This is a genomic window from Rhizobium sp. CB3171 (assembly GCF_029714265.1).
GTDB lineage: Bacteria > Pseudomonadota > Alphaproteobacteria > Rhizobiales > Rhizobiaceae > Rhizobium.
Map to the genome: position 1 here is coordinate 3,704,488 of NZ_CP121652.1, position 15,873 is coordinate 3,720,360.

At 60.8% G+C, this 15,873-nt stretch carries 16 protein-coding genes and 1 riboswitch; of the genes, 5 read left to right on the top strand and 11 right to left on the bottom strand.

Annotated features, from left to right (window positions below; genetic code table 11):
- Positions 1–90 precede the first annotated feature (90 nt).
- The 3 genes from QA648_RS17985 to QA648_RS17995 form a co-directional block, all read right to left on the bottom strand.
- Positions 91–696, bottom strand: coding sequence for a hypothetical protein (locus QA648_RS17985; RefSeq protein ID WP_283051404.1), 606 nt, complete (start codon positions 694–696; stop codon positions 91–93).
- Positions 697–760: 64 nt separating this feature from the next.
- Positions 761–1,501: a CbtA family protein gene (locus QA648_RS17990; RefSeq protein WP_283048453.1), complete on the bottom strand. Its 741-nt coding sequence runs from the start codon at positions 1,499–1,501 to the stop codon at positions 761–763.
- Between the two features lie 12 nt (positions 1,502–1,513).
- Positions 1,514–1,723: a CbtB-domain containing protein gene (locus tag QA648_RS17995; RefSeq protein WP_283048454.1), complete on the bottom strand. Its 210-nt coding sequence runs from the start codon at positions 1,721–1,723 to the stop codon at positions 1,514–1,516.
- Between the two features lie 57 nt (positions 1,724–1,780).
- Positions 1,781–1,853: riboswitch (cobalamin riboswitch) on the bottom strand.
- A 106-nt stretch (positions 1,854–1,959) separates the two neighbouring features.
- On the opposite strand from QA648_RS17995, the gene QA648_RS18000 reads away from it, so the two are divergent.
- Entirely contained in the window at positions 1,960–2,526 is a 567-nt protein-coding gene (locus QA648_RS18000; protein ID WP_283048456.1) for a histidine phosphatase family protein, read from the top strand.
- 3 nt (positions 2,527–2,529) lie between these two features.
- Here the strand turns inward: QA648_RS18000 and QA648_RS18005 are convergent, their stop codons facing one another.
- From QA648_RS18005 to QA648_RS18030, 6 genes are all read right to left on the bottom strand, one after another.
- Positions 2,530–3,294, bottom strand: coding sequence for an SURF1 family protein (locus QA648_RS18005; protein ID WP_283048458.1), 765 nt, complete (start codon positions 3,292–3,294; stop codon positions 2,530–2,532).
- A gap of 187 nt (positions 3,295–3,481) precedes the next feature.
- Positions 3,482–3,895 carry a cytochrome o ubiquinol oxidase subunit IV gene (gene cyoD / locus QA648_RS18010; RefSeq protein ID WP_283048459.1) on the bottom strand — a complete coding sequence of 138 codons (414 nt, stop codon included), beginning with the start codon at positions 3,893–3,895 and terminating at the stop codon, positions 3,482–3,484.
- Positions 3,892–4,521: a cytochrome o ubiquinol oxidase subunit III gene (cyoC, locus tag QA648_RS18015; RefSeq protein ID WP_104821573.1), complete on the bottom strand. Its 630-nt coding sequence runs from the start codon at positions 4,519–4,521 to the stop codon at positions 3,892–3,894. Before cyoC ends, cyoD begins: the two co-directional genes overlap by 4 nt.
- 5 nt (positions 4,522–4,526) lie before the next feature.
- Positions 4,527–6,530 (bottom strand): cytochrome o ubiquinol oxidase subunit I, encoded by a 2,004-nt coding sequence (cyoB, locus tag QA648_RS18020; protein WP_104821574.1) that lies wholly within the window; start codon positions 6,528–6,530, stop codon positions 4,527–4,529.
- 47 nt (positions 6,531–6,577) lie between these two features.
- Positions 6,578–7,714 carry a ubiquinol oxidase subunit II gene (gene cyoA / locus QA648_RS18025; protein ID WP_283048462.1) on the bottom strand — a complete coding sequence of 379 codons (1,137 nt, stop codon included), beginning with the start codon at positions 7,712–7,714 and terminating at the stop codon, positions 6,578–6,580.
- 50 nt (positions 7,715–7,764) lie between these two features.
- Positions 7,765–8,052 (bottom strand): hypothetical protein, encoded by a 288-nt coding sequence (locus QA648_RS18030; protein ID WP_158704411.1) that lies wholly within the window; start codon positions 8,050–8,052, stop codon positions 7,765–7,767.
- Between the two features lie 57 nt (positions 8,053–8,109).
- Between QA648_RS18030 and QA648_RS18035 the strand changes: the two genes are divergently transcribed.
- The 4 genes from QA648_RS18035 to QA648_RS18050 all read left to right on the top strand — a co-directional run bounded on the left by QA648_RS18035 (position 8,110) and on the right by QA648_RS18050 (position 13,545).
- Entirely contained in the window at positions 8,110–9,447 is a 1,338-nt protein-coding gene (locus QA648_RS18035) for an MFS transporter (RefSeq protein WP_104821576.1), read from the top strand.
- Between the two features lie 235 nt (positions 9,448–9,682).
- Positions 9,683–10,699 (top strand): iron ABC transporter substrate-binding protein, encoded by a 1,017-nt coding sequence (locus tag QA648_RS18040; RefSeq protein WP_283048467.1) that lies wholly within the window; start codon positions 9,683–9,685, stop codon positions 10,697–10,699.
- A gap of 186 nt (positions 10,700–10,885) precedes the next feature.
- Complete coding sequence (locus tag QA648_RS18045) at positions 10,886–12,487, top strand: iron ABC transporter permease (RefSeq protein ID WP_283048468.1); 1,602 nt, start codon at positions 10,886–10,888, stop codon at positions 12,485–12,487.
- Complete coding sequence (locus QA648_RS18050) at positions 12,484–13,545, top strand: ABC transporter ATP-binding protein (protein WP_283048469.1); 1,062 nt, start codon at positions 12,484–12,486, stop codon at positions 13,543–13,545. Before QA648_RS18045 ends, QA648_RS18050 begins: the two co-directional genes overlap by 4 nt.
- Positions 13,546–13,646: 101 nt before the next feature.
- Here the strand turns inward: QA648_RS18050 and QA648_RS18055 are convergent, their stop codons facing one another.
- Both QA648_RS18055 and QA648_RS18060 read right to left on the bottom strand, forming a co-directional pair.
- Positions 13,647–15,035, bottom strand: coding sequence for a M20/M25/M40 family metallo-hydrolase (locus tag QA648_RS18055; RefSeq protein WP_283048470.1), 1,389 nt, complete (start codon positions 15,033–15,035; stop codon positions 13,647–13,649).
- Positions 15,036–15,148: 113 nt separating this feature from the next.
- Positions 15,149–15,565 carry a MarR family transcriptional regulator gene (locus QA648_RS18060; RefSeq protein WP_283048471.1) on the bottom strand — a complete coding sequence of 139 codons (417 nt, stop codon included), beginning with the start codon at positions 15,563–15,565 and terminating at the stop codon, positions 15,149–15,151.
- Positions 15,566–15,873 lie beyond the last annotated feature (308 nt).

Below are 15,873 nucleotides of genomic sequence, written 5' to 3' on the forward strand. Positions count from 1 at the left end.
AAAGCGATTCATAGAATCGCTTTCCCGCTCTATCTCTTTGTTTTTACGCATCCGGACGGAAAACCGCTTCGCACTTTTCCTGGAATTGCTCTAATCGGCAATGGCCGGTTTCGTCCGCAGGAGCCGCGCGCTCCACCACAGCGCGGTCACTGCCGTCATCAGCGCCAGCATCGTTGTTGCGAGGCTTTTGATGTGCAGAAAGATGCCGGCGAGCCGTGGCCGGATCAAGTCGGCCGTGTTGAAGCCTTCGTTGCTGAATTGGCAGAGAATAAGCGACAGATTGTTGCGTACCAGCGCGCCGTCGATCTCCGAGACGAGCTCGCCGGCGGCAGCCATTTCGTCCTTCATCGTACGCATCTGCAGCAGCGCCATCTTGGCGGCGGCGAGATAGGCATGCGAGCATTCGTTAAAAGGACTGTCCTCATCGCCAACGCTTCCCGGCATGACGCCCCAAAGGCAATAGGCACGCTGGATCTGTGCGAAGTTCAGCACGCGACGGAAGGACTCGTCGGTATCGGACGCCGATGAGGCAAGCGCGATGATGCGCCCGTAGTAAGGAGCGATCACGGCCATTTCGCCATGGGTCAAGCTTGGTATCGGAATGCCCGCACGAGTTCCGGACGAGCTGCCGCTATGCGCCTTCGCCTCCAGCGGCAAGCTGAGTGCGCAGATCAGATAAAAGACCGAAAACAGAATGGCTGGTCTCAGCCAGTATATCCCCCGCAAAAAGTCATGCGGGGGACATGTCAGGCTTGCCATTTCAGGCCCGGCGAATGGATGTGCGACCGTAGCGAACCTGCGGCAGGTCACGTTCGGCCCATGCCCCGAAGGCGAGGCCGAGTGTCGCCCACAGGATCGCGTGCATGCCGAGCGACGCGATGCGGAAGCGCCAGAGCACGACGGCGGAGAACTGCTCCGGCACTTCGTTGATCGTCGGCAGGAGGTATTGAACCAGGCCGATGAACACGATGTAGGCGATGCCAGCGAAAATCACGCCGTTCCATGAACCGTAGCGTGTTACCAGACCGCGGACGAGGGACACCGCGGCAACCATGGCGACGACGGAGGCAACGATCATCACGAAGAACAGCTCGGTCCTGGCGCCGATCGTGTCCGGATTGCCGACCGCTGGCGGATTGGCTGGATATTTGATGTCGGGAACCAGGGAAATGGCGATGAAGGCGGCAATCGCCAGCAGCGCGGCAGTGCCGCGGGCGCCAAAGGGGCTGACACGGCCGTAGACATAGGCGAAGACCAGGGCGAAGAGCCCGCCGACTGCCGTTGCATAGACCAAGGCACCGGTGAAGAGGCCGAGGCCTGCCTGGGTGGCGCGGCTAATGATCTCCGGTTCCGGGGCTTCGCCTGCCGCCTGGGCAGCCTGCTCTTCAAACGCGATCGCCCGCTCGACGAGCGGCTCGCCGAAAGTATGGGCGAAGGCAAAAATGAGAACACCCGCCAGCACTCCGACCAGCATGCCGCGGAGCAAAAGACGTCCAACCATGTTCCAGACCCCTTAGTGGCAGGGGAACCCGAGCAGGTGGCGCGCGTCGTGCACGAATTCGTGCACATAGGAGCCCGACATCAGTGCGGTCGCACCTTGCTCGGTGCCGATGAAATAGATCGCCAGCATGAGGAGAAGACCGGCGAAAATCGCCCAAGGCATGATTTCGCCAACCGGGATCGGCGTCGGGATTGCGGTCGATGCGAAGGTGGTATCAGCCATTTTATTTCCCTTTAAGAAGAGCGCGTTCCATTTACGGAAGGGTTTTTTACGGGAAGGGTCTGGCTCTCTAGGGGCGGTATCCGCCCTTCGATTACAGTGGCGCGACCGCGCCGGGATTTCACCGGCTTCCACACCCGTAAGACTAAGCTTATAGCTGGCTGCAAAGACGATTGTCAATCAAGGCGTTGCCGTGATCGAAAGTCGCGGCAGCGGACCCTCTGAGGATATAGGATATTATGAGAGCGCGTTTGAGCTGGGTCTGCCACGGAATGACCGAAGCCAACCGGAAGAACCGGTTTCCGGTGGATGAGCCGCTGGAGGCAAAGGCCACTCAACAGGCCGGCCTGCTTGCCGCGCAGCTTGGAACGGTCGACCGCGCGTGGACGAGCCCGGCTCTACGGGCCGGCCAGACGGCTGTGGCTATGGGACTTGACGCTGCAACGGAACCATCTTTCCGCGAGTGCGACTATGGGCGCTGGCAAGGCCGGTCGATCACCGAGTTACACGAAGCCGATGCGGAAGCGCTGTCGCGGTGGATGCTGGATTTGGATGCGGCGCCGCATGGTGGCGAACCCTTATCCGCCGTCCTCGCCCGCGTCGGCGATTGGATGAAGAGCCACACCGGCGATGGCGGTCACACCGTCGTCGTCACGCATGCGACCGTCATTCGCGCCGCTATTCTCCATGTGCTACAAGCGCCGCCTGTCGCGTTCTGGACGATCGATGTGGAACCGCTCGGCATCGTGGAGATGACCAGCGACGGCCGCCGCTGGCAGCTTCGTTTTCCGAATGCCGTAAGATAGTGGTTAGCGGTTGGCCTTCGCTCGCTGCCGCTCAAAATAGATAAGATAGGCGGCAAGGCCTGATGTCATTACGGCAAGCCCGTACCATGTGATGGCGTAGACGAGATGATTGTTGGGGAAGACGATCTGCGTCAGGCCACCGACAGGCAGATCGCCCGGATTTTTCGTATCGTCCGCATCGATGAAATAGGGCGCGACGTTTTGAAGGCCCCGCGCCGCGGTGATCGCCGTAACGTCGCGGGAATACCAGCGCTCTTCCGATGGCACGTTGGAGCGCAGCAGCGTGCCCCTCGGCTCGTTGATCCTGAGCAGGCCGGTGACGGTCGTCTCGCCGGTCAGTTCGCCGGCGGGGCGGGTGTCCGGATTGCGCTTGTCGGTCGGCACGAAACCGCGATTGACGATGATAATCGTGCCGTCAGCCGCTTTCATCGGCGTTAGCACCCAATAACCGGGGCCGAGCGCGGTCGAGGCATAGACCTGCGCTTCCTTATCGTTGAGGAAGGTGCCGGTCGCCTGAACATGCTTGTACTCGTAGCCGGCGGCGTCGATCGCGGACCATTCCGCCGGGCCGGGGGCGGCCACGGGCGGCGCATGCACCCGGGCATCGACGCGGGCGATCAGATCCAGCTTCCAGGACAGCCGCTTCACCTGCCAGGTGCCGAGCGCAATGAGCGCTGCGGTCAATAGCAGAAGCAGGATTACCCAGATGGCAAGCGCGAGCGTGGAGCGGGGCTTTTTGGAAAGAGTGTCGGTGGGGGTATCGGTCAAGGCGCTGAACTCCATCGGAGGCGCTGTCGCATGATTCCGAAAAGTGCGAGGCGGCGTTCGGATAAGATCATGCATCATCTAAAAAATACTGCTGCTCGTCCCATCGGATGCTCGAAGCAGTAGCCCAGCGGAAATCTTACGCTGGAAAAGCGGCGGGCATCCGTGGGGACACCCGCCGTCCGGTTTGTTACGGCATATTGCGCATCATGTCGGGCGACATGGGCATCATGTTGGAATTGAGGTGGTGCATGACCCAGAGCGAGCCGGAAAGCGCGATGACCACCAGCACGATGGTGAAGATCAGCGCCATCATGTTCCAGCCGCCTTCCGACTTGGTGTTCAAGTGCAGGAAATAGATCATGTGCACGATGATCTGGATGGCGCCGAGGATCATGATCAACGCCGCGGTGACGGCCGGATCGGAGAAGACCTTGGCCATGACCAGCCAGAAGGGGATGGCAGTCAGGATGACGGAGAGGATGAACCCCGTCACGTAGCTCTTGAATGTGCCGTGGCCGGCCTCGTGTCCGCCATGACCGTGACCATGGCCGTGAGCGTGGGCGTCGGCGGAATGATGCGAAGAATTGGCGTTCGAGCTCATCCGAGAACTCCCATGAGGTAGACGAAGGAAAACACGCCGATCCAGACGACATCGAGGAAGTGCCAGAACATCGACAGGCACATCAGACGGCGCTTGTTTGCGGGAATGAGCCCGTGCCGGCTTGTCTGCACCATCAGCGTGATCAGCCAGACGAGGCCGCTGGTGACGTGCAGGCCGTGCGTGCCGACCAGCGTGAAGAAGGCCGACAGGAAGGCGCTGCGCTGCGGGCCGGCGCCTTCCAGGATCAGGTGATAGAATTCGTTCAGTTCGAAATAGATGAAGGCGGCGCCGAACAGGCCGGTGATCGCCAGCCACAACAGCGTCGCCGACTTGTTGTCCTTCTCCATGGTCAGCATGGCGAAGCCATAGGTGATGGAGGAGAGCAGCAGCATCGTCGTGTTGAGGGCGACGACCGGCAGCTCGAACAGGTCGGCCGGCGACGGACCGGCCGCATAGCTGCGGCCAAGCACGGCATAGGTCGCAAAGAGCACTGCGAAGATCAGGCAGTCGCTCATGATGTAGAGCCAGAAGCCGAGCATCGTGCTGCCTTCCGGATGATGCTCCTCCGTCAGGTAGAAGGCGGTAGCTTCGCCATCCTTGGAAGCGGGTACGGTATGGGTCGTCATGGGTCTTATACCTGTCCTGCGAGCGCCTTCGTGCGCTCGGCCTCAGTCTTCACGACCTCGTCGGCGGGAATGTAGAAGTCGCGCTTATAGTTGAAGGTATGGCCGATCGTAATGGCGATCATGGCGACGAAGGTAATGGCGGCGAGCCACCAGATGTACCAGATCATGCCGAATGCGAAGGCGATGGAGAGAACGCCGAGGATGACGCCCGTGCCAGTGTTCTTCGGCATGTGGATCGGGATGAAACCCTCCGTCGGACGCTTGTAACCGCGATTCTTCATGTCCCACCAGGCGTCGTGATCATAGACGATCGGCGTGAAGGCGAAGTTGTAGGCCGGCGGCGGCGACGAGGTGGACCATTCCAGCGTACGGCCGTTCCAGGGGTCGCCGGTGTGATCGCGAAGCTCTTCGCGCTTCATGAAGCTGACGGCGAGCTGGATGAGGAAGCAGGCGATGCCGATGGCGATCAATCCGGCGCCGAAGGCTGCGATGATGAACCAGATCTGCAGCGACGGATCGTCGAACTGGTTGACGCGGCGGGTAACACCCATCAGGCCGAGGATATAGAGCGGCATGAAGGCGAACCAGAAGCCGATCTGCCAGAACCAGAAGCTCATCTTGCCCCAGAAAGGATCGAGCTTGAAGCCGAAGGCCTTGGGGAACCAGTAGTTGACACCCGCAAACATGCCGAAGAGCACGCCGCCGATGATCACGTTATGGAAGTGGGCGATCAGGAACAGCGAGTTGTGCAGCACGAAGTCGGCCGGCGGAACCGCGAGCATGACGCCGGTCATGCCACCAATGGTGAAGGTCACCATGAAGCCGACGGTCCACAGCATCGGCACTTCGTAGCGGATGCGGCCGTGGTACATCGTGAACAGCCAGTTGAACAGCTTCGCACCCGTCGGGATCGAGATGATCATCGTCGTGATGCCGAAGAAGGAGTTGACGCTGGCGCCCGAGCCCATCGTGAAGAAGTGGTGCAGCCAGACGAGGTAGGAGAGGATCATGATCACGCAGGTGGCGTAGACCATCGAGGCGTAGCCGAACAGGCGCTTGCCGCAGAAGGTGGCGACGACTTCCGAGAAGACGCCGAAGGCCGGCAGCACCAGGATGTAGACTTCCGGGTGGCCCCAGATCCAGATGAGGTTGACATACATCATCGGATTGCCGCCGAGGTCATTGGTGAAGAAGTTCGTGCCGGCGTAGCGATCGAGCGTCAGCAATGCGAGCGTGGCGGTCAGGATCGGGAAGCTCGCGACGATCAGGATGTTGGTGCAGAGCGAGGTCCAGGTGAAGACCGGCATTTTCATGAAGGTCATGCCCGGAGCGCGCATCTTGACGATGGTCGCGATCAGGTTGATGCCCGAAAGCGTCGTTCCGATACCCGCGACCTGCAGGCCCCAGATGTAATAATCGACGCCGACGTCGGGACTATAGGCGATGCCGGAAAGCGGCGGATATGCCAGCCAGCCGGTCTTGGCGAATTCGCCGATGAAGAGCGAGATCATGATGATGATCGCGCCGGCCGTCGTCATCCAGAACGAGAAGTTGTTGAGGAAGGGGAAGGAGACGTCGCGTGCGCCGATCTGCAGTGGCACGACGAGGTTCATTAGGCCGGTGACGAAGGGCATCGCCACGAAGAAGATCATGATGACGCCGTGGGCGGTGAAGATCTGGTCGTAGTGGTGCGGCGGCAGATAGCCATCGGAACCGTTGAAGGCGATCGCCTGTTGCAGGCGCATCAGCAATGCGTCGGAGAAGCCGCGCAGCAGCATGATGAGTGCCAGCACGACGTACATGATACCGATCTTCTTGTGATCGATGCTGGTGAACCATTCCTTCCAGAGATAGCCCCAAAGACGGAAATAAGTCAGCAGGCCGAGAAGGGCGATACCGCCGAGGGCAACGCCGATGAAGGTCACGACGAGGATAGGCTCGTGATAGGGAATCGAATCGAGCGTCAGCCGACCGAAGATGAATTTATAGAGGTCCGGGTTGGAAAACATGGATCGCCTCTGTCCCTTATGAATGTCTTGTTATTGAGCGCACCGGATCAGTGACCCTGATGCTGCGCCGAACCGGTCGACGAATCGGAAGAAGAGCCGTTGCCCATATCCATGCCCTGCATGGAGCCCATGCCCTGCATCGAGTTGTCGCCTTGCTGCATGGTATGGCCAGCGCTGCCGTCAGCCTTGACCGGCGTCACTTCGCCTGCATCCGCACCGCGGTTGTCGTAGATCAGGCGCTCGCGGTTTTCCTGGCTGTCCTTGCCGGCGCCGCCCTTGGCGTCGATATGCATCATCTCGCCCATGCACATTTTGCTGGGATCGGCGCACATATTGAGGATGGCGTCGTATAGGCCGTCGTCGACCGAATTGTAGTAACGCACCGGCTCTCTTTCACTCGGCTTGGCGAGCGTCAGATATTCCGGGCGGCCGAGGGTCGAGCCCTGGCTCTTGACCTTCTGGACCCATTGGTCGAAGTCGGCCTGGCTCAGACCATGGAACTTGAAGCGCATATGCGAGAAGCCGGCGCCGCTGTAGTTGGCGGACAGGCCCTGATATTCGCCCGGCTTGTTGATGACGGCATGCAGCTTCGTTTCCATGCCAGGCATGGCGTAGATCTGGCCGGCGAGCGCGGGAATGAAGAACGAGTTCATCACCGAGGAGGCCGTGATCTTGAAGTTGATGGGCGCATCCACCGGCGCGGCCATTTCGTTGACCGTGGCGATGCCGAGATCGGGATAGAAGAACAGCCATTTCCAATCGAGCGCCACGACTTCGACATTCAGCGGTCTTGTCGTGGTGGTCACCGGCTTGCCGGCGGCGACGCGGTCGAGCGGCCGGTAGGGGTCGAGCTGGTGGGTGCTGATCCAGGTCACCGCGCCGAGCGCGATGATGATGGCGAGCGGCGCCGACCAGATGACGAGCTCGAGGCGGGTCGAATGATGCCAGTCCGGATTATAGGGTGCTGTCGTGTTCGACAGGCGATATTTCCAGGCAAAGAACAGGGTTAGGAAAATCACCGGTATGATGATCAACAGCATCAGGACGGTCGAGACGACGATAAGGTCGCGTTGCTGCACGGCGATGTCGCCGGAGGGAGCCATCACCACCATGTTGCAGCCCGAGAGCAGCAAGATGAGCGGTAGGACGGATAAGCGGCTGAAAATCTTCGATAGTCTTGGCACGTCTCAAAGCTCTTTTTGTTATTGACCGTATGGCGACTAAAGGACGGCGGTCATGAACGGTATGAGGTGTTTCGTCGCACCGCAGCAAGCTTGGGTGCAATGCGGTATCGGGGCGCAACTTCCCCTATCGGGAAAATCTTGAGAAATCCAGAAGGTTTTCCAACGCGCAGTTGCTTTGTTGCGGCTAATATACCGAGATCGGCGGATATGGCTACCGGCCGCAGCGCGCCGCCGTGGGATTGTGGCGGCAAAAGACGGAAATTAGGCCAGATCCAATCGCCAATTCGCGAATTATTCCATGCACGATACTTGATAAGTTCGTAAGTTTGATAAAACATCTTACCTCGACGCGATTTCGTGGAGGAATTCGCGTCCGGAGAGGGAGGCTCCCGTATATGGCCAGCGCCACACATGAATCCTTAAATCCAACGTCTTCAGGTTTAGAACGCGATGCACGCAACATGCATGCTCGCGCCACTGTCGACCCCGGCAATATCGCCATCGGCGTGATCATCGGTCGCACGTCCGAGTTTTTCGATTTCTTCGTTTACGCCATCGCATCGGTCCTGGTTTTCCCGAAGCTGATCTTCCCCTTCGCGGATCCCTTGCAGGGCACGCTGCTTTCCTTCCTGGTTTTTTCGCTTGCCTTTATCGCCCGCCCGATCGGCTCGTTCATCTTCATGGCGATCGACCGCACCTACGGCCGCGGCGTCAAGCTGACGGTCGCGCTGTTCCTGCTCGGTGGCTCCACGGCGTCAATGAGCTTCCTGCCCGGCTATAGCGAAGTCGGCGTCTATGCGATCATCCTGCTCGCGGCCCTGCGCATCGGCCAGGGTCTAGCGCTCGGCGGCGCCTGGGATGGCCTGGCGTCGCTGCTCGCGCTCAACGCGCCCGCCGATCGCCGCGGCTGGTATGCGATGATCCCGCAGCTCGGCGCGCCGACCGGCTTCATGCTGGCGAGCGCTCTTTTCGCCTATTTCGTAACGAGTCTTTCGACGTTCGATTTCTTGGAGTACGGCTGGCGCTATCCCTTCTTCTGCGCCTTCATGGTCAACGTCGTGGCTCTCTTCGCCCGGCTCCGCCTGGTCGCCACACCGGAATTCGGCGCGTTGCTGGAGCGCCATGAACTCGAACCGGTCAAGATGACGGAGCTTCTGCGCGTGCATGGCCGCGACGTGCTGATCGGCGCTTTCGTGCCGCTGGCAAGCTTCGCGACCTTCCATCTGGTCACGGTGTTTCCGCTTGGTTGGGTGACGCTCTACAGCGCGCAATCCCCCGGTTCGTTCCTGCTGGTGGAATTCCTCGGTGCGATCTGCGGTATCGCCGCAATCGTCTGTTCCGGCCTGCTCGCCGACCGTATCGGCCGCCGCAACCAGCTTGCCCTTGGCGCTGTGTTGATCGCGGCCTTTGCTTTCGTCGCACCCTGGTTGCTCGATGGCGGTGTCACCGGTCGCCATATCTACGTGGTTGTCGGCTTCACGCTGCTCGGCCTCTCCTTCGGCCAGGCCGCCGGCGCCAGCGCCTCACGCTTCAGCCGGAACTATCGCTATAGTGGCTCGGCATTGACCTCGGACCTCTCCTGGCTGATCGGCGCCGGCTTCGCACCCTTCGTCGCGCTCGCCCTCTCCAGCCAGTTCGGCCTAGTCTATACCAGCCTCTACCTGCTCTCGGGCGTCGTCTGCACGCTCGTTGCGATCTTCTTCAGCAAAACGCTCGAGACGCGCGACAACTGATCGAAGCTTTGAAGCATCAAGAAAGCCGCGGTGTGAAAGCGCCGCGGCTTTTTCTTTGATCAGACCTTTATCTCCCGCACTTGGTCGGACCTTGTCAGGGAGCGACCCCCAAATCTTGACTCCCTTTTCAAACTTTTGTGATAAAAAAGAACGTGCTGAAACTTGAAAACGATAGTCAAGAAAAATATAGGCTACCGCACCACCGTCACGGACGGGTTTCAGCGAGAGGATGCCGATGACTTTTTCCTTTACCCATCTCACCAGCGCCTTGGCGCTTGCCGCGGGTCTTGCGCTTGCGCCGCTGACGGCCAACGCCGCCGATTCTGAAGGCATCGTCGTCTATAATGCACAGCACGAGGCGTTGACGCAGGCCTGGGCAGATGGCTTCACCAAGGAAACCGGCATCAAGGTGACGATCCGCAACGGCAGTGACATGCAGTTCGCCAACCAGATCGTCGAGGAAGGCGCCGCATCTCCCGCAGACGTGTTCCTGACCGAAAATTCTCCCGGCATGACGCTGGTCGACGCCAGCAAGCTCTTTGCACCGGTGGATGCCGATACGCTGGCGCAGGTACCGGAAACCTTCAAGGCGGCTGATGGCGATTGGGTCGGCGTTGCCGCCCGCTCGACGGTTTTCGCCTATGACAAGACCAAGCTGAAAGAGGGCGATCTGCCGAAGTCGCTGCTCGACCTCGCCGATCCCAAGTGGAAGGGCCGTTGGGGTGCCTCGCCGGCCGGCGCCGACTTCCAGGCGATCGTCAGCGCGCTTCTCGAACTGAAGGGCGAGGACGTCACCAAGTCCTGGCTGAAGGCGCTGAAGGAAAACGCAACACCCTACAAGGGCAACAGCGTTGCCATGAAGGCCGTCAATGCCGGCGAGATCGAGGGTGCCGTGATCTATCACTATTACTGGTTCGGCGATCAGGCGAAGACGGGCGAAAACAGCAAGAACGTCGCGCTGCACTATTTCAAGAACCAGGATCCGGGCGCTTTCGTCAGCATCTCCGGCGGCGGCGTCCTCGCCTCCAGCCAGCATAAGAAGGAAGCTCAGGCGTTCCTGAAGTGGATCACCGGCAAGGGCGGCCAGGCCGTTCTGCGTGATGGCGATTCCTATGAATATGCCGTCGGCAATGGTGCTCAGTCCAACCCGAAGCTCGTGCCGCTTTCCGAGCTGCAGGCGCCCAAGGTCGAGCCTTCCAAGCTGAACAGCAAGAAGGTCACCGATCTCATGACCGAAGCCGGGTTGATCTAACGCATAACCCCGAAAACTGCGAAGCGGTTTTCGGAAAGGCTTATGCGTCAATGAAGGGTAGCCCCTTGCATCCGGTCCGCATGCCCTGCTAGGGGCATGCGGATGGCCATTCGGCCATTTCGATCCCGGCAATCGCCTTTAGTGGCGATTGCTTTCCTATTTCAGGGCGTGAAAGGCAGCTAAGACTTGCTGCAGAAGAACACATATGCCGCGCCGGCCGCTCAGGCCGCTGCCCTGCGATTACCTCCGTTGACCGCTGCGTCCGGTGGCCGTGTCCCGCACGCTTCCGTCATCGCCCTTGCATCCGTCGTCGCCCTTCTGAGCCTCGTGCCGCTAGGCTTCATTGTCTGGATCATGGTCGACACCGGCTGGAGCGACGCCATTGCGCTCATTTTCCGCAGTCGCGTCGGCGAATTGCTGACCAATACAGTCCTTCTCGAAGTCTGCACCATCCCGCTCTGCATCGCGCTTGCCGTCACGCTCGCCTGGCTGACCGAGCGGACGAATATCCCGGGTTCCCGCATCTGGTCCTGGCTGGCGGTCGCGCCGCTTGCGGTGCCCGCCTTCGTGCACAGCTACGCCTGGGTCAGCCTCTTGCCGGGCATGCGCGGGCTCTGGAGCGGCGTGCTGGTTTCCGTGCTTGCCTATTATCCCTTCCTCTATCTGCCGGTGGCTGCACAGTTGCGCCGCCTCGATCCGGCGATCGAGGATGCCGCGGCCTCGCTCGGCCTCGGCCCCTGGCGGGTCTTCTTCCGGGCGATCCTGCCACAGCTTCGCCTCGCCATCTGCGGCGGCTCGCTGCTGATCGGGCTGCATCTGCTGGCGGAATACGGTCTCTACGTGATGATCCGCTTCGACACTTTTTCGACGGCGATCGTCGACCAGTTCCAGTCCGCCTATAACAGCCCGGCCGCCAACATGCTCGGCGGCGTTCTCGTCTTCTGCTGCCTTCTGCTGCTCGGCATCGAGGTCTTGGTGCGCGGCAATGAGCGGTATGCCCGTGTCGGCTCCGGTGCGGCCCGGCCGGCGGACCGCCGTCGTCTCGGCTGGTTCGTCATCCCGGCCATTGCGCTGCCCTTGGCAGCGGCCGTGCTGACGCTCGGCGTGCCGTTCGTGACGCTGGCGCGCTGGCTCTATCTCGGCGGTGCCGGCATCTGGCGGATGGATACGATCGGCTCAACTTTGCTGCAGACGATCGTGCTTGCCGTTGCAGGCGGTGTGCTGGCCACCATCGCCGCTATCCCCATGGCCTGGCTCTCGGTACGCGCGCCCGGCCGGCTACAGCGCATCCTCGAAGCCTGCCACTATTATGTCGGCTCGCTGCCGGGCGTCGTGGTCGCTTTGGCGCTGGTGTCGATCACCGTGCGGCTGATACTGCCGCTCTATCAGACCTTTGCGACACTGCTGCTCGCCTACGTCCTGCTGTTCCTGCCGCGCGCCATGGTGGGCTTGCGCTCCAGCATCGCCCAGGCGCCGGTCGAGCTCGAACGCGCCGCCATGGCGTTGGGACGCACGCCGGGCCAAGCCGTGCGGCAGATCACCATGCGGCTTGCCGCTCCCGGTTTCGCGGCGAGCGTGGCGCTTGCGGCTCTCGGCATTACCAACGAATTGACGGCGACGCTGATGCTGTCGCCCAACGGCACGGAGACGCTGGCGACGAAGTTCTGGTCGCTCACCAGCGAGATCGATTATGTCTCCGCCGCGCCCTATGCCTTCATGATGGTAGTGCTGTCGCTGCCGCTCACCCTTCTTCTCTATGCGCAATCCAAGCGGACGGCCGGACAATGACCTTTCTGGCGATCAAGAATATCAGCAAGCACTATGGCCCGGTGCACGCGCTTGACAATATCGACCTCACGGTCGCCGCCGGCAGCCGCACCGCCGTCGTCGGCCCTTCCGGTTCCGGCAAGACGACGCTGCTGCGCATCATCGCCGGCTTCGAGACTCCGGATGCCGGCCAGGTGGTGCTGGAAGATCATCTGCTGGCGAATGGGCCAGCCGTCGTGCCTGCCCACCGCCGCGGCATCGGCATCGTTTCGCAAGACGGCGCATTGTTTCCGCATTTAAGCGTGGCGGACAATATCGGCTTTGGGATGGAGCGCGGGCTGGCCGATCGCGCCGAACAGATCAACGCGCTGATCGATATGGTGGAGCTCGATCGCGGCATGCTCGATCGTCGCCCGCACCAGCTCTCCGGCGGCCAGCAGCAGCGCGTGGCGCTTGCCCGTGCGCTCGGCCGCAAGCCCAGGCTGATGTTGCTGGACGAGCCCTTTTCCGCGCTCGATACCGGCCTGCGAGAAAACATGCGCAAGGCCGTTGCCCGCGTGTTGCAGAACGCCGGTATCACCACGATCCTGGTAACGCACGACCAGGCGGAAGCGCTCTCCTTCGCCGATCAGGTGGCCGTGCTGCGCGAGGGTAAATTGGTGCAGGCCGGAACGCCGCAAACGCTCTATCTCAATCCCTGCGACCGCGAGACGGCCACTTTCCTTGGAGACGCCATCCTGCTGCCGGCGGAACTGGGCGATGGCTTTGCCGATTGCGCGCTTGGCCGCATCCCGACCGACGCGAACGGCCGCCGGGGCCGGGCGGAAATCATGCTGCGCCCTGAGCAATTGCGGTTCAATGCGATCGATGGCGAAACTTCCGGTGTCCTATGCGCGGGCGAGGTCATCGACGTCGAATTCGGCGGCGCGGTCTGCACGGTGACGCTTGCCCTTGCCAATGCTGTAGGCGCCGCGCCGCTCACCATCAAAAGCTCCAGCGTCGGCCTGCCGGAGATCGGCAGCACTGTCCATGTCAGCGTGCTCGGCAAGGCGCATGCCTTCGACGTGGTCGGCAGATAGCCTCTTTCCGGTTGAACCGACGATGCTGCTGGAGCAGCCGTTGGGGTTGGAACCTTCTCCCCGAGAGGAGAAGGTGAGAGGCACCAGCACCGCTTAGTAGCTTAAGCGGCAAGCGCATCCAGGATGCGGATCCAGGAGCGGATACCCTTGTGATAGGATTTCAGCTCGTATTTCTCGTTCGGCGAATGGATGCGATCGTCGGCGAGGCCGAAACCGACCAGCAGGGATTCCATGCCGAGCATCTTCTGGAAATCCCCGACGATCGGGATCGATCCGCCCATTCCGATAACGATAGCCGGCTTCGGCCACTCGTTGGAAAGAGCATTCTTCGCCTTGGTCAGCACCGGCGAATCGTAGGAGAGTTGGATTGCCGGCGAGGCGCCATGCTCGTGGAATTCCACCGAGCAATCGGCCGGAACCTTCGAGCGCACGTAAGCGCGGAAACTCTCGCGGATTGCTTCCGGGTTCTGCTGCCCTACGAGGCGGAACGAAACTTTCGCCGACGCCTTGGCGGCGATGACGGTCTTGAAGCCGGCGCCGGTATAGCCGCCGGTAATGCCGTTGACCTCAGCCGTCGGCCGCGCCCAGGTGAGCTCCATCACTGACCGGCCTTTTTCGCCCGAGGGAATGGAGAGACCGACTTCGCCGAGGAATTTTTCCGTCGTCATGCCGAGCGTTTCCCAAGAAGCCTTGATATTGCCCGGCGTCTCCTCGACGCCGTCATAGAAGCCGTCGAGCGTGATACGGCCGGTCTCGTCATGCAGGCCGGCGAGGATGCCGGCGAGGATATGGATCGGATTAGCCGCCGCCCCGCCGAACATGCCGGAATGCAGGTCGCGGTCGGCGGCATTGATGATAATTTCTTCGCCGACGAGGCCGCGCAAGCCGGCCGAGATTGCCGGCGTATCGCCATCCCACATGCCGGTGTCGCAGACCAGCGCATAGTCCGCCTTTAACTCGGCGGCATTGGCTTCGAGAAAAGGCTTCAGCGACGGTGAGCCGGATTCCTCTTCACCTTCGAACAGGATGCTGATGCGGACCGGAAGCGCACCCTTGATTTCCTTGTAGGCCCGGACCGCTTCGACAAAGGTCATCAACTGACCCTTGTCGTCGGAGGTGCCGCGGCCGGTCAGGATCTTGCGACCATTGCCCAAGTTCTTAACGGCAGGCTCGAAGGGATCGCTCTCCCAAAGCTCGATCGGATCGACTGGCTGCACGTCGTAATGGCCGTAGAACAGCACATGCGGCGCATCGCCATTTGCTGCGTCGTGATGGGCGACGACCATCGGATGGCCGGGTGTATCTCGCACGGAAGCGGTGAAACCGAGCGAGGTCAGGTAGGCGACCAGCCATTCCGCCGCCTTGCGGCATTCCGCCTTGAAGGCCGGATCGGTCGAGATGGATTTGATGCGCAGCAGTTCGAACAGATTATCGAGGCTGGACGGAAGGTTCTGGTCCGCACGGTCGAGAACGGGCGATACATCGGTCATATCCGACTCCTTACGTGAAAATTGGCCGGACGATAGACCAAAGCCGGCCCGGTTTCGAGGCAGGAAAATCGAAAACTTCCGAATGCCCGATCAATTGAACGCGAGAGACAGAGCTAGAGTTGCTTGGCGTTTTCCAGGATGCGCCGGACATATTCGAGCAGCAGTTCGCGCTCGAAGCTGCGGAAGCCTCGGAACAGTTCCTTGTCCGCCGCCATCGCCGCCTCGACGGCTTCCGTCTGCATGGCAGTGGCCTTGCCGGTCAGGAAGACCAGTTGCGCGCGTTTGTCGGATGGATGCGGCCGGCGTTCCACCAGCCCGTCGCGTTCCATGCGCGACAGGGTGTTGGCCATCGTCGCCTGTTCGATGTCGACGCGCTCCAGCAATTGTTTCTGCGTCAGCCCGTCTTCGGACCATAATTCGAGCAGGATCGGAAATTGGCCGGGCGAAAAGCCAAGCCCCGCCGCCCGTTGTTGCAACGAGCGGGCAAATCCCTTCGCCATCTGATTGGCAAGGTAGGCCGCAGAGTCCATCCGATTAAATCCCATGATTGCAAGTATGCCCGTATTTTGGAGCAAAACAATCATCAAATCTTGGGTGAAATACGTCTAAGGCAAGCCAAATTCGGGTTATATTTTGCGGTTTGTTTTGCTGGCTATGTTAATGGATTCTAATAGAAAAGCCGCCATGGCCTGGAGGGGGGACCATGGCGGCTTCAGAAGGGGGGACAAAGGCCCGGAGAGGGGGATAGGCCTTTGTCCAAGTCTGACATGGCGGGGGACAGGCCGGTTGCCAGACCCTCGGCGTAATCAATCGCCGGTGAGTATGAAATGAGGCTGCA